The 13,638-nt window shown below is 48.2% G+C and carries 12 protein-coding genes; 9 read left to right on the forward strand and 3 right to left on the reverse strand.

From position 1 onward, the window contains the following. Positions 1 to 163: 163 nt before the first annotated feature. The 4 genes from HUX74_RS02565 to HUX74_RS02580 are packed head-to-tail and all read left to right on the forward strand — an operon-like array spanning position 164 to position 3,251. Positions 164 to 649, forward strand: coding sequence for an RNA polymerase sigma factor (locus HUX74_RS02565; RefSeq protein ID WP_057088092.1), 486 nt, complete (start codon positions 164 to 166; stop codon positions 647 to 649). Positions 650 to 653: 4 nt separating this feature from the next. Then, a complete protein-coding gene (locus HUX74_RS02570; RefSeq protein WP_005836003.1) occupies positions 654 to 1,280 on the forward strand; it encodes a hypothetical protein in 627 nt (208 codons plus the stop codon). Beyond that, positions 1,268 to 2,443 (forward strand): metallophosphoesterase, encoded by a 1,176-nt coding sequence (locus HUX74_RS02575; protein WP_117600752.1) that lies wholly within the window; start codon positions 1,268 to 1,270, stop codon positions 2,441 to 2,443. Before HUX74_RS02570 ends, HUX74_RS02575 begins: the two co-directional genes overlap by 13 nt. A 49-nt stretch (positions 2,444 to 2,492) precedes the next feature. Beyond that, positions 2,493 to 3,251, forward strand: coding sequence for a 1-acyl-sn-glycerol-3-phosphate acyltransferase (locus HUX74_RS02580; protein WP_009036804.1), 759 nt, complete (start codon positions 2,493 to 2,495; stop codon positions 3,249 to 3,251). A gap of 83 nt (positions 3,252 to 3,334) precedes the next feature. Here the strand turns inward: HUX74_RS02580 and HUX74_RS02585 are convergent, their stop codons facing one another. Beyond that, positions 3,335 to 4,084, reverse strand: coding sequence for a DUF4369 domain-containing protein (locus HUX74_RS02585; protein WP_174646145.1), 750 nt, complete (start codon positions 4,082 to 4,084; stop codon positions 3,335 to 3,337). 133 nt (positions 4,085 to 4,217) lie between these two features. On the opposite strand from HUX74_RS02585, the gene HUX74_RS02590 reads away from it, so the two are divergent. From HUX74_RS02590 to HUX74_RS02610, 5 genes are all read left to right on the forward strand, one after another. Continuing rightward, the gene (locus HUX74_RS02590) at positions 4,218 to 5,453 is read left to right on the forward strand and encodes an anaerobic sulfatase-maturation protein (RefSeq protein WP_174646146.1); all 1,236 of its coding nucleotides are present in this window, start codon (positions 4,218 to 4,220) and stop codon (positions 5,451 to 5,453) included. Positions 5,454 to 5,505: 52 nt separating this feature from the next. Beyond that, on the forward strand, positions 5,506 to 7,671 hold the full coding sequence (locus HUX74_RS02595; RefSeq protein ID WP_174646147.1) for a S46 family peptidase: 2,166 nt from the start codon (positions 5,506 to 5,508) through the stop codon (positions 7,669 to 7,671). 139 nt (positions 7,672 to 7,810) lie between these two features. Beyond that, positions 7,811 to 9,970 (forward strand): S46 family peptidase, encoded by a 2,160-nt coding sequence (locus HUX74_RS02600; RefSeq protein ID WP_174646148.1) that lies wholly within the window; start codon positions 7,811 to 7,813, stop codon positions 9,968 to 9,970. Between the two features lie 71 nt (positions 9,971 to 10,041). After that, a complete protein-coding gene (gene trxA, locus HUX74_RS02605) occupies positions 10,042 to 10,338 on the forward strand; it encodes a thioredoxin (protein WP_005826711.1) in 297 nt (98 codons plus the stop codon). Positions 10,339 to 10,347: 9 nt separating this feature from the next. After that, positions 10,348 to 10,776 carry a co-chaperone YbbN gene (locus HUX74_RS02610; protein WP_174646149.1) on the forward strand — a complete coding sequence of 143 codons (429 nt, stop codon included), beginning with the start codon at positions 10,348 to 10,350 and terminating at the stop codon, positions 10,774 to 10,776. A gap of 73 nt (positions 10,777 to 10,849) precedes the next feature. Here HUX74_RS02610 and HUX74_RS02615 read toward each other — a convergent pair whose 3' ends face one another. Together HUX74_RS02615 and HUX74_RS02620 are read right to left on the reverse strand one after the other, a co-directional pair. Further along, the gene (locus HUX74_RS02615) at positions 10,850 to 11,692 is read right to left on the reverse strand and encodes a histidinol-phosphatase (RefSeq protein ID WP_174646150.1); all 843 of its coding nucleotides are present in this window, start codon (positions 11,690 to 11,692) and stop codon (positions 10,850 to 10,852) included. Positions 11,693 to 11,737: 45 nt separating this feature from the next. Continuing rightward, positions 11,738 to 13,627, reverse strand: a complete 1,890-nt coding sequence (locus HUX74_RS02620; RefSeq protein WP_117600747.1) for an ABC-F family ATP-binding cassette domain-containing protein — start codon at positions 13,625 to 13,627, stop codon at positions 11,738 to 11,740. Between the last annotated feature and the right edge of the window lie 11 nt (positions 13,628 to 13,638).

The following is a 13,638-nucleotide window of genomic DNA, read 5'->3' on the forward strand; positions in this document are numbered from 1 at the left end:
AAACAGATTTTCACTGATAATTTTGTTCATCATGAATTTCTCATCTGTGGTCATCTGTTTAATCTGTGTCACCTATGTGCCATAAAAAATAATCCTTTTGAACTGTGATTTATCGCCCCTTTCCGCGACTAACAGTGCAAAGCAACTCGAAAGAAGCAAAAAGATGGAAAATGCAGAACAAGAGTTTGTATCCGTGGTACGAGAGTATGAGCGCGTGATATATAAGGTGTGCTATCTGTACACCACGCCCAACGCTACCCTCAACGACTTATATCAGGAAGTGGTACTCAACTTATGGAAAGCATTTCCCAAGTTCCGGCGGGAGTGCAAGATTTCAACATGGATTTACCGCATCGCACTGAACACGTGCATCAGCTTTATCCGCAAAGAAAAGAACATCCCCGAAATCGTTACCCTCAACCAAGAAGCCGACCGGACTGAAGAAACCGACGAGACACAAGCCATGCTACGGCAACTCTACCGGATGATAAACCGGCTGGGACAATTGGAAAAATCCATCATCCTGCTCTATCTGGAAGAGAAAAGCTACGAAGAAATTGCCGAAATCACCGGGCTGACTTTGACAAACGTTGCCACCAAGCTCAGCCGCATCAAAGACAAATTGAAAAGAATGAATAAGGAGGAATAGATATATGGAACTGGATGAACTGAAGAAATCATGGAACGCACTGAATGAACAGTTGCAGAAAGAACCGATTGCTGATGAACAGCAGATTACAGAACTGATTGCCGGCTACAAGGCAAATACCCGCAAAAGTCTGGGACGCCTCGTAGTCATACAACGCTTCTCTATCGGAATAGGAACGATATGTCTGGCTACCCTTCTTCTTATATGGCTGCTACTGCCCACCTTCGGTTTCAACGAACAACTACAAGAAAAGATTGTTCCCTTTTTAGGGTTCATTGCCATCAGCATTCTCGCAGGCATGTGGTGGGACTGGAAAACATACCGTTGGAATAAGAATACACATATTGAAGAAATGAGTGTTGCCGAAGTCAGCCGCCGTATGACCACTTTCCGCCAATGGACCAAATATGAGGTGATGGGCATCTCCATCTGGATTATCCTTTTCAATATCCTCAATTATTGGGTGATGGAATATCATCTGATGTCCGTTGGCGTGCAAGCCATACTGATTACCCTCTTTGTAGTATTTGATGCGTTGATTATCTATATTCTCTACAAAAAAGTGATTTATAAACATCTGGACAATATTAAAAAGAACATTGAAGAATTGAAAGATATATGCACCGAGTAACTCTTGTTTTCATCCTTTTCCTTCTCATCCCCGACCTTTACATTTACTTGGTTTATGTAGTAAGAAAAACCAGAAAGACATTTCTACGCAGCCTCTATTGGCTTCCCACCTTATTGCTGGCGGCAGGCTATGTTTACTTCATGTTCCTTACGGGCGACAATGCGATGTCAAACCATACGCAGGCTATAGGCAGACTGGCAATTACCATCATGCTGTTTGTCTTTCCAAAAACCATATTCATGCTTTGCTCTCTGGTGGGAGTACTGGCGCACTTCATCATCCGTCGTTGTCCCCGCAGCCCGTTCACCGCTATAGGACTGGTTTTAGCTGTCGTCAGCTTCTTCAATATCCTCTACGGAACTTTTGCAGGCATCACCCGTTTCGATACGAAAGAAGTAGAATATCGTTCTGCCAATATTCCGGAAGGTTTCGACGGCTACCGCATCGTGCAGATATCGGACATACACATCGGCAGTTGGCAGGGCAATCCGGAACCCATCAAACAATTGGTCGATTCAGTCAACGGACAGAAGCCGGACCTGATTGTCTTCACCGGTGACCTCGTGAACCAGCAGAGCCATGAACTGGATGGTTTCCAAGAAATACTCTCCCAACTGTACGCACCGGACGGAGTATACTCCATCCTCGGTAACCATGACTATGGCTCATACTATCACTGGCAAAGCCCGAAAGCAGAAATCGCCAATCTGGACTATTTAATCCGGCAGCAGAAAGCAATGGGATGGAAACTGCTGAACAATGAGCATGACATCCTTTATCACAAAGGTGACAGCATAGCCCTCATCGGTGTGGAAAACGATGGCGAGCCTCCTTTCTCCCAATTTGCAGACTTACCGCAAGCCATGCAGGGTACGGAAGGGATGTTCCAAATATTGCTCAGCCATAACCCTACCCACTGGAGGCGCGAGGTACTGCCCCAATCGGATATTTCACTGATGCTTGCAGGACATACCCACGCCATGCAAGGCATCTTGTTCGGACACTCCCTTGCCGAACTTATCTATCCGGAATGGAGAGGAATGTACTACGAAGGCAAAAGGGCTTTGTACGTAAATATTGGCATCGGCTATGTGGGACTGCCGTTCCGGTTCGGGGCATGGCCGGAAATTACAGTACTAAAATTAGTAAGAGAGAAAGAGTGACGAAATAAGAAAAAGGTATATCTTTGTAGCAATAAAAAATCCGACACCTATGAAGATACTTTATATCACTTATCAGGTTTGCTTTGCGTTGCCTATTTTATTGGTACTGACTATCCTTACAGCATTGGTCACCATTATCGGTTCGCTGATAGGGGGGGCGCATACCTGGGGGTACTATCCCGGTAAAATCTGGTCACAGCTCATCTGCTATATACTGCTTATTCCGGTGGAGGTGCATGGAAGGGAGAAAATACACAAACGTACTTCTTACGTGTTTGTGCCCAATCACCAAGGCGCCTTCGACATATTCCTGATATACGGATTCCTGGGACGGAACTTCAAATGGATGATGAAGAAGAGCCTGCGCAAAATCCCGTTTGTCGGTAAGGCATGCGAAAGCGCAGGACATATCTTCGTCGACCGTTCCAGTCCCAAGAAGGTGCTTGCCACCATGCGGCAGGCAGAATCATCTTTGAAAGACGGCGTATCACTGGTAGTATTTCCCGAAGGAGCACGTACCTTCACGGGACACATGGGCTACTTCAAGAGAGGTGCTTTCCAGCTGGCGGATGAACTGCAACTGGAAGTGGTACCCGTCACGATAGACGGCTCGTTCGAGATTCTTCCACGCACCGGAAAGTGGATACACCGCCACCGGATGATACTGACCATCCATGAACCTATTCCTCCCAAAGGGAAAGGGGCAGAAAACATCAAAGCAAGTATGAACGAGGCTTATGCGGCAGTGGAGAGTGCATTGCCGGAAAAGTATAAAGGGATGGTGAAGAACGAAGACCAAGACAGATAAAGACATAATGATAAACGGGAATGCCTGAATATCCTATCAAGATATTCAGGCATTCCCGTTTATCATTATCAACTCATTCCTATTTATTTCTGTCCTCCTACAGAAGCATTTTGCTTCATGCGCTTCTGCTCTTCAATCAGCTGCATGTTCTCCTTCGCCTTTGTAAGGAAATCTTTCACCAAAGTATTCTCTTTAAAAGACAAGGGAGCAGTTCTCATGATGTCCTCAATCTGCGGAGTCATCACCGGATAGGGCAGTGTGCTGCACATCATCATGAATACACTGGGACCCAGCACGTTCTCAAAGTTATCTACAATGAACTGACGGACGTAGTCGTTCATCTCCTTCACAAGTGTTTCGCCTTCCTTTGCCAACTGTCCATGCACATCATCCAGATTGGCACCGTCCAGCACCATACGCGCCTCTTTACGTTCCAGCTCCTCTATCTTTACCTCTAGGGAATTGCGTTTGTCTATAAACTCGTACAACTTGTCATTCAAAGAGGTTCCTTTGACAATCAACTGGGTATTGGAGATGGAAACCACGATTTTGCCATCTTCCAGCACCAAAGGCATAATGCCTTCCTGGTCCATATAAAGAGTCACCATCATCACGGAATCGGCCCGGCCTTTCATCTTGAAATGCCCATGGATAACCTCTGCCGAGTCAACGTTCACCCATTGTCCGTCCCGAAGCGTCTTGAGAAACAACATCTTTCCGTCAAGGCTGGTTACCGAAGAACTGCCCTCTATCTTATACTTGCGGTTGCAAGAAGTAAAGAGCACAAGCAGGAGCAAAAAGGGTAAAATGCGGTTCACACTCATTCTAATCATGCAAGAAACGATTTTTGAATTACACCCAGCAAAGGTATTAATATTCCTTATAAACCGGATAGAAAGAAAGGATTTTTCATTCGGTTTACGTATTTTTGCACAATTATAAATTATAAAAATAGAGAAAATATACATGTCAACCTATGCACCTTTTGCCAAACCGCTCTATGTAATGCTGAAACCGGTAGGTGCGGTATGCAATCTGGCATGCGATTATTGCTATTATCTGGAGAAATCCAAACTATATAGAGATAATCCCAAGCATGTAATGAGTGATGAACTTCTGGAAAAGTTTATCGAGGAGTACATCAACTCGCAGACCATGCCCCAGGTTCTATTCACCTGGCATGGCGGAGAGACACTGATGCGTCCGCTGTCTTTCTACAAACGGACCATGGAGCTGCAAAGGAAATATGCCAACGGACGCACCATCGACAACTGCATACAGACCAACGGCACGTTGCTCACCGATGAATGGTGCCGGTTTTTCAAAGAAAACAACTGGTTGGTGGGCGTCTCCATAGACGGACCGCAAGAGTTCCATGACGAATACCGGAAGAACAAGCAGGGCAAGCCCTCTTTTGTCAAGGTGATGCAAGGCATCAACCTGCTGAAAAAGCACGGTGTGGAATGGAACGGAATGGCAGTGGTCAATGACTACAACGCCGACTATCCGCTGGACTTCTATAATTTCTTCAAGGAGATAGGATGCCATTACATCCAGTTTGCCCCCATCGTGGAGCGCATTGCCCCTCATGGGGACGGACGCCATCTTGCCTCCCTGGCAGACAAGGAAAAGAGCACGCAACTGGCAGACTTTTCCGTCACACCGGAACAATGGGGAGACTTCCTATGCGCCTTGTTCGACGAATGGGTAAAGCAGGACGTGGGTACTTACTACATACAGTTATTCGACTCTACCCTTGCCAACTGGATAGGCGAACAGTCGGGTGTATGTTCCATGGCAAAGACGTGCGGCCATGCAGGTGTCATGGAGTTCAACGGAGACGTATATACCTGCGACCATTTTGTTTTCCCCGAATATAAACTGGGCAACATCCATCAGAATACACTGGTGGAGATGATGTACGGCGAACGGCAACAAGCCTTCGGACTGATGAAGCAACAATCGCTCCCCACCCAATGCAGGGAGTGTGAATGGCTGTTTGCCTGCAACGGCGAATGCCCAAAGAACCGTTTTGCATGTACAGCCGACGGGGAGCCGGGACTGAATTACCTTTGTGCAGGATATCATAAGTTCTTCAGTCACGTAGCCCCATACATGGACTTTATGAAGAACGAACTGATGAACCGGCGTCCGCCTGCAAACATTATGGAAGCAATAAGAAACAATGCCATCAAGCCATAAGCCCACAAGCGATGACAATGAAATTCAAAGACATTACTTAATAATTGATTATATGAAGATTACATTTAAGAAAGGTTTGCTTGCGGCCATTGCCGCACTGACAGTCTGCTCTGCGCGTGCAGACGAAGGAATGTGGTTACTGCAACTGATGAAACAGCAGAACTCCATCGATATGATGAAGAAACAAGGACTGAAGCTGGAGGCTGACGACCTTTACAATCCCAACGGTGTGTCACTGAAAGATGCCGTAGGTATCTTTGGCGGTGGCTGTACCGGCGAAATCATCTCTCCGGAAGGACTGATTCTGACCAATCACCATTGCGGATACGGTGCCATACAGCAGCACAGCAGCGTGGAACACGATTATCTGACAGATGGTTTCTGGGCCATGAACCGCAGTGAAGAACTGCCCACCCCGGGATTGAAATTCCGTTTCGTACACCGCATTGTAGACATCACCGACCTTGTCAACGCTAAAATAAAGGCAGGCGAAGTGACGGAAATCGATGCACTGACTTCCCCGTTCCTCAGCAAACTGGCAAAGGAAGAACTGGAAAAGAGCGATTTGAAGGGTAAACCGGGCATTGAAGTACGCGCACTCCCCTTCTATGCAGGAAACAAATTCTATATGTTCTATTATAAGGTATACAGCGACGTGCGTATGGTTGCCGCTCCTCCCTCCTCGGTAGGTAAGTTTGGCGGTGAAACCGACAACTGGATGTGGCCGCGCCACACGGGCGACTTCTCCATGTTCCGCATCTATGCCGATGCCAACGGAGAGCCTGCAGAATACAGTGAAAGCAATGTACCCCTGAAAACGCCGAAGTTCCTGCCCATCTCCATCAAAGGCCTGAACGAGGGTGACTACGCCATGATTATGGGCTTTCCCGGCAGCACAGAACGTTACCTCACCCAGAGCGAAGTGAAGCAACGCATGAACGCTGTGAACCAGGCAATGATTGACATGCGCGGCGTACGCCTCGAAGTACTGCGCAAGTATATGGATGCCAGTGACAAGACCCGCATCCAGTATGCCAGCAAGTTTGCCGGAAGCAGTAACTACTGGAAGAACTCCATTGGTATGAACAAGGCAATCATCGACAATGACGTGTTGGGCGCCAAAGCCGAAATCGAGAAAAAGTATGCCTCCTTTGCCCAAGGAAAACCCGAATACGAGGGTGTGGTAGAGAAAATTGATGCCATCATCGAGAAAAGCACCCCCACGCTGCGCCAGCTCTACTATACCAACGAAGCATTGCGCGGTGCTATCGAATTCGGCAGTACCTACCTTATTATGGATAACATAAAGAAAGCGCTCGAAGAGAAGAACGACTCATTGCTGCAAGCTTCGAAGAAGCAGTTGGAAAATGCATACGATGGCATCCACAATAAAGACTACGACCACGAAGTGGACCGCGCCGTAGCCAAAGCCATCCTGCCCGCCCTTGCCAAGGCACTGAACGCCAACGAGCTGCCCTCCTTCTACCAAACCATCAACGGAGAGTTCAAGGGCGACTACAACGCATACGTAGACAACATTTACGACAACTCCATCCTCTCCAACCGCAAGAACCTGGATAAATTCCTGGCAAAGCCCACCGTGAAAGCCATCGAGAAAGACCCTGCTACGGCTTACTCGCGCTCCAAGAACGAAAAGCTGCAGGAACTCGGAAAGCAATACATGAAACTGGAAAGCGGAATGGAACTGCTCCACAAGGCCTACATCCGTGGCTTGGGTGAAATGAAACAGCCCATCCCCTCCTATCCGGATGCCAACTTCACCATGCGTCTGACCTATGGTAATGTAAAATCATACAGCCCGCGCGATGCCGTACACTACGACTACTATACCACTACCGACGGTATCCTTGAAAAAGAGAATCCCGAAGACCGTGAATTCGTAGTACCCGCCAAGCTGAAAGAACTGATTCAGAAGAAAGACTTCGGACGCTACGCCATGGCAGACGGCACCATGCCGGTTTGCTTCCTCACGACGAACGACATCACCGGCGGCAACTCCGGCAGCCCCGTCATCAATGGCGAAGGACAGCTCATCGGTACTGCTTTCGACGGTAATTGGGAGTCATTGAGCGGTGACATCAACTTCAACAATGACCTGCAGCGTTGCATTGCACTGGACATCCGCTACGTGCTCTTCATCCTCGACAAGCTGGGCAACTGCGGACATTTGATAAACGAAATGAACATCGTAGAATAAATAAAAGCCTCTGAGAAATTACTTCCCATACTGAATGGCATTCACTATACGACTGAATGCCATTCAGTAGTATACTTAACCCTATTCAGTATACGACTGAATAGCCCCCCTCTCAGATGCTCTTCTAACGCATATCATCATGAAAAGAATCCTATTATCATTATTCATTACATCTGCCTTTGCCACGGTTCACGCCGACGAAGGGATGTGGATGCTCACCGACCTGCAAAAGCAGAACGAAGTAGCCATGACGGAACTCGGCCTGCTCATCCCCGCCAACCAAATCTACAATCCCGACGGCATTGCCCTGAAGGATGCCGTGGTTCATTTCGGCGGCGGCTGTACCGGCGAAGTCATCTCTGCCGAAGGGCTGGTGCTGACCAACCACCACTGCGGTTATGGCGCCATACAGCAACATAGCTCGGTGGAACACGACTACCTGACCGACGGTTTCTGGGCCATGTCCCGCGAAGAGGAGCTTCCCTGCAAGGGACTCACCGTCACCTACATCGACCGGATACTGGACGTGACAGACTACGTAAACGAACAACTGAAAACCGACGACGACCCGAACGGCACCAATTATCTGTCTCCCAAATACCTAAAAACAGTAGCCGACCGCTTCGCCAAGTCCGAAGGCATCGCCCTAACACCCGGCCGCAAACTGGAACTGAAAGCCTTCTACGGTGGAAACAGATACTATCTATTCGTAAAAACCACCTATAGCGACATCCGCATGGTAGGTGCTCCCCCCTCTTCCATCGGCAAGTTCGGTGCAGACACCGACAACTGGATGTGGCCCCGCCACACGGGAGATTTCTCCATCTTCCGCATCTATGCCGACAAAGACGGGAAACCCGCCGCTTACAGCAAAGACAACGTCCCCCTGAAAGTGAAGAAACACCTCACCATCAGCCTCGACGGCTATCGCGAGGGCGACTTTACCTTCGTCATGGGCTTCCCCGGACGCAACTGGCGCTACATGATTTCCGACGAAGTAGAGGAACGCATGCAAACCACCAACTTCATGCGCCACCACGTGCGTGACGTACGCCAGAAAGCTCTGATGAAGCAGATGCTGCAAGACGATGCCGTACGCATCCACTATGCCAGCAAGTATGCATCTTCTGCCAACTACTGGAAAAATGCCATCGGTATGAACGAGGGTCTCGTCCGTCTGAAAGTATTGGACACCAAACGTGCACAACAAGAGGCACTCCTGGCACGCGGACGCTCGCTGAACGACAATAGCTATCAGCAGGCATTCGACCAGATACGCGCCATCGTAAAGCAACGCCGTCCAGCCCTCTACCACCAGCAAGCCATTCAGGAAGCGCTGGTGACGGGACTCGATTTCATGCGTATCCCCAGCACCGCAGGACTGGTATCTGCCTTGAAGAACAAGGACAAGGAACAGATTGCAACAGCTAAAGACAGTCTTCAGAAGGCAGCCGACCGCTACTTCGCCTCTGTCCCCTTCCCCGAAGTGGAACGTATTGTTGGCAAGGAAATGCTGAAAACCTACATGAAGTATATCCCTGCCGAACAACGCATCGGTATTTTCCAAATCATAGACAAGCGTTTCAAGGGCAACAGCGACGCTTTCATCGACGCCTGCTTTGAACATTCCATCTTCGGCAACAAGGAGAACTTTGCCAAGTTCATCCGCAAGCCCAGCCTCTACAAGATTAATACAGACTGGATGGTCTTGCTGAAATATTCCATCACGGACGGCCTGCTTCAGACCTCCATTGCCATGATGGATGCCAATAAAAACTACAATGCCGCCCACAAGGTATGGGTAAAGGGCATGATGGACATGAAACTTGCCAATGGTCAGCCCATCTATCCGGATGCCAACTCCACCTTGCGCCTGACCTACGGTCAAGTACTCCCCTACGCTCCGGCAGACGGTGTGAAATATGATTACTACACCACTCTGAAAGGAGCTATGGAAAAGGAAGATCCCGACAATTGGGAGTTTGTAGTCCCCACCAAACTGAAACAGCTGTATCAGGCAAAGGATTTCGGACGTTATGCCATGCCGAACGGCGAAATGCCCATCTGCTTCATTGTCAACACAGACAATACCGGTGGAAACTCCGGCAGCCCAGTGTTCAATGCCAAAGGAGAACTGATAGGTACCGGCTTTGACCGCAATTACGAAGGTCTGACTGGCGACATTGCCTTCCGTCCGTCCTCCCAACGAGCAGCATGTGTAGACATCCGCTACACCTTGTTCATCATCGACAAATACGCGGGAGCTTCGCATCTCATTGAAGAGATGACGATTAAATAATGATTTAGCGAACAAATCCTCCTCCTATTTTGTTATCATTACAAATAAATAAAAACAGAAAGGAAAAAATTATGGAAAAGTTTGAAGAATTGATACAATCAGAAAAGCCCGTTTTAGTTGATTTCTTTGCAACCTGGTGTGGCCCGTGCAAGGCCATGCATCCGGTACTGGAGGAACTCAAAAACGAAATAGGAGATGCTGCCCGTATCGCCAAAATAGATGTAGACCAGCACGAAGAGCTTGCTGCCCGCTACCGCATACAAGCAGTACCGACATTTATCGTATTTAAGAAAGGTGAAGCCGTATGGCGCCATTCGGGTGTCATCAGCGGTAAGGATTTGAAAGCCGTTATAGAACAAAACTCTTAACAAGAAGAAATGAAGAAGATTATAGCAATGGTTGCCCTCGTGTTTTCTTGCATGCTGGCCTATGCTCAAACAAACGGAGAAGTTATCGTCATGAACAAAGCCATGTTCATCAAGGATGTGTTCGACTATGAGAAATCCCAGGACTGGAAATACAAGGGAAGCAAGCCTGCCATCATAGACTTATATGCCGACTGGTGCGGACCTTGCCGCATGGTGGCTCCCATTATGAAGGAACTGGCCAAAGAGTATGCCGATAAAATCGTTGTCTACAAAGTCAATGTGGATAAGGAAAAGGAACTGGCAGCGTTGTTCAATGCAACAAGCATTCCTCTTTTTGTATTCATCCCTATGAGTGGAGAGCCTCAGCTCTTCCGCGGAGCAGCCGATAAGGCTACCTACAAAAAGGCGATTGACGACTTTTTACTGAAAACAGAATAGTTCATAATAGAAAGAAAAAACTCCTGACTACCTTTACAAAAAGGCAAGTCAGGAGTTTTTGTATCCTATTCACTCAAAACACGATAGGCATCTCTTTCCATTCTCCTCCGTGTAGTTCCATCACCGATTCATATCCAGCTTTCCTCAAGGCACGCAAAGCCTCGGGACGTCCGTTGCTTATCCGTTCCGGATAGTGTGAATCACTGTTTACCTGCACACGTACACCCAAATCATGCAGGTAGGAGAAATACCGCTCATTGGGGTAAAAAGTACCCAGGTCATGACAGGATTTGGTATTGACCTCTACCTGATAGCCGCGACGGGCAATATCTGCGAAATACGCCCTAACCAGCTCATCATACCAAGGCTCGTCCAGCAATCCCGGGCGATAGCATGCTGCATTGTAGTGCATCTTATCGGCATGGCCCACAATATCAAAACCACCCAGCTCGAGCATCCTCGTCAACCGGCCGTAATAGAGACGGACCACATGCTCCAAATCACCGCAAAAATGTCCGTCTACAATGGTCTTAAAGGTATCCGCAGATACATCTACATCCACCACTTCCCCTTTGTCATTGTAGAGAAGATGTACAGAACCGATACGGTAGTCCAACGGCAACTCCCTGAAACGGGCGATGGACGGATTGCTCGCTTCATTCAGATAATCAATCTCCAAACCGATATACAGTTCGATACGTCCGGCATACTTCTCCTTCAGACGGTGGAATTCAGACAGATAATCGTCCATCCTATCCCACTCCATAGTCCATGCCGTAGAAAAAGGCAATGGAGCATGCGATGAAAAGCCATAAGATGTAAAACCTTCACTCAATGCAAAACGCACAAAGTCCTCCATGCCGGCACGTCCGTCACAAAAAAGGCTATGGCTATGATAGTTCGTCAGATTTCCCACTTTCCTAATTCTATAATTTCAATTCTTAATTTTTAATTCCGGACTTCAGTTCGATTCTATCTCGCTCAACTCCAGCCAGCGCAATGTCTTTTCGTCAATCAAGTCCGACAGTTCCGGCAAACGCTTCGACTTCTCCGTCAGTTCGTCCACAGACAAGGTGCCGCTGCACAGAGCTTCTTCAATCACTTTCTTTTCAGTTTCCAGATCGGCTATCTCCTGTTCCAATTGCTCAAACTCGCGCTTTTCCTTGAAAGACATACGACGCTTATCGTTCAGACGCACCTTCGCCGTCTTATCCTCCTGAGCCTTGGTAACTTCCTTCTCTTTCTCCTTCTCCTGATGAGCTTTCGCATCTTTCCAGTCGCGGTATTGTGTATAGTTGCCAGGGAAGTCCCGGATGTCTCCTTGTCCGTTGAACACCAACAGATGGTCTACCACTTTATCCATGAAATAGCGGTCGTGGCTCACCACCATCACACACCCTTTGAAGTTCTGCAAATACTCCTCCAGCACATTCAGTGTCACAATATCAAGGTCATTGGTCGGCTCATCCAGCACCAGGAAGTTAGGATTACGCATCAGGACCGTACACAGATAGAGGCGACGGCGTTCTCCCCCACTCAACTTGTAGACATAGCTGTGCTGTGTCTCGGGAGTAAATAGGAAATGTTGCAAGAATTGCGATGCCGTCAGCTTCTTGCCGTTACCCAGTTCTATGACTTCGGCAATGTCCTGCACTACATCAATCACTTTCATCTGTTCGTCAAACTGCAAGCCGTCCTGCGAGTAGTAACCGAAACGGACTGTCTCGCCAATATCCAGCGTGCCGCTGTCTGCCTGCTCCAACCCCATCAGTATCTTGATGAAGGTCGACTTGCCCGTACCATTGTTCCCAACGATACCCATTTTTTCGTAACGGGAGAAGATGTAGGAGAAATCATCCAGAATCTTCAAGTCACCAAAGGATTTGTACAGATGGTCTGCTTCGAATATCTTGCTGCCTATGTAAGAAGCCTTGACATCCAGTTTGACGTTGTCGTTGTTGAAACGCTGCTTAGCCACCTTCTCCAACTCGTAAAAGGCATCCTCCCGATAACGCGCCTTGTGTCCGCGGGCTTGCGGCATGCGGCGCATCCATTCCAACTCTGTGCGGTAGAGGTTGTTGGCACGCTCTATCTCCACAGTCTTTGCCTCGATACGCTCTTGGCGCTTCTCCAGATAATAGCTGTAATTGCCTTTATACTGATAAATCTGCCGGTTGTCTATCTCTACGATTTCGGAACATACACGGTCGAGGAAATAACGGTCATGCGTCACCATCAGCAAGCTGAGGTTGTTCCGGCGGAGATATTCCTCCAACCACTCCGTCATATCGAGGTCGAGGTGGTTGGTAGGCTCGTCCAATATCAACAAATCGGGTTCAGTGATAAGAGTATTGGCAAGTGCCACACGCTTCAACTGCCCACCGGACAGGTATTTTACGTGCTGACTGAAATCACGTATCTTGAGTTGGGATAGAATCTGCTTTGCCTTCTGTTCATACTCCCAAGCCTTTTCATGGTCCATACGCACCAGAATTTCGTCCAAACCGGGATGCCCCTCCGTCTCCATGCAACGTTCATACTCCTTGATTAACTCGACAGTACTGTTGCCATGATGAAAGCACGCTTCGAGCACGGTCAGCTCTTCTGGGTACTGCGGGTCTTGTTCCAGATAACCCACACGCAAGTCACGACGGAAGGAAATGGTGCCACTGTCATACCCTTCCTTGCCAGAAAGGATATTGAGCAACGTTGTCTTGCCACTGCCGTTCTTGGCTATCAGTCCGACACGCTGTCCCTCGGACAAGCCCAAAGAGATATTTTCGAATAGTACCAAGTCACCGAACGACTTGGTCAGGTTTTCCACCTGAAGAATTGAATTTACTGCTGCCAATGCTTTAATAG

The organism is Bacteroides sp. Marseille-P8574 (assembly GCF_902825465.1).
Lineage (GTDB): Bacteria > Bacteroidota > Bacteroidia > Bacteroidales > Bacteroidaceae > Bacteroides > Bacteroides uniformis.

Coding starts and splice junctions, on each gene's coding strand:
- HUX74_RS02585 (WP_174646145.1), bottom strand. CDS start 4,084: ATGATTAGAATGAGTGTGAACCGCATTTTACCCTTTTTGCTCCTGCTT.
- HUX74_RS02580 (WP_009036804.1), top strand. CDS start 2,493: ATGAAGATACTTTATATCACTTATCAGGTTTGCTTTGCGTTGCCTATT.
- HUX74_RS02590 (WP_174646146.1), top strand. CDS start 4,218: ATGTCAACCTATGCACCTTTTGCCAAACCGCTCTATGTAATGCTGAAA.
- HUX74_RS02565 (WP_057088092.1), top strand. CDS start 164: ATGGAAAATGCAGAACAAGAGTTTGTATCCGTGGTACGAGAGTATGAG.
- HUX74_RS02575 (WP_117600752.1), top strand. CDS start 1,268: ATGCACCGAGTAACTCTTGTTTTCATCCTTTTCCTTCTCATCCCCGAC.
- HUX74_RS02610 (WP_174646149.1), top strand. CDS start 10,348: ATGAAGAAGATTATAGCAATGGTTGCCCTCGTGTTTTCTTGCATGCTG.
- HUX74_RS02595 (WP_174646147.1), top strand. CDS start 5,506: ATGAAGATTACATTTAAGAAAGGTTTGCTTGCGGCCATTGCCGCACTG.
- HUX74_RS02600 (WP_174646148.1), top strand. CDS start 7,811: ATGAAAAGAATCCTATTATCATTATTCATTACATCTGCCTTTGCCACG.
- trxA (WP_005826711.1), top strand. CDS start 10,042: ATGGAAAAGTTTGAAGAATTGATACAATCAGAAAAGCCCGTTTTAGTT.
- HUX74_RS02570 (WP_005836003.1), top strand. CDS start 654: ATGGAACTGGATGAACTGAAGAAATCATGGAACGCACTGAATGAACAG.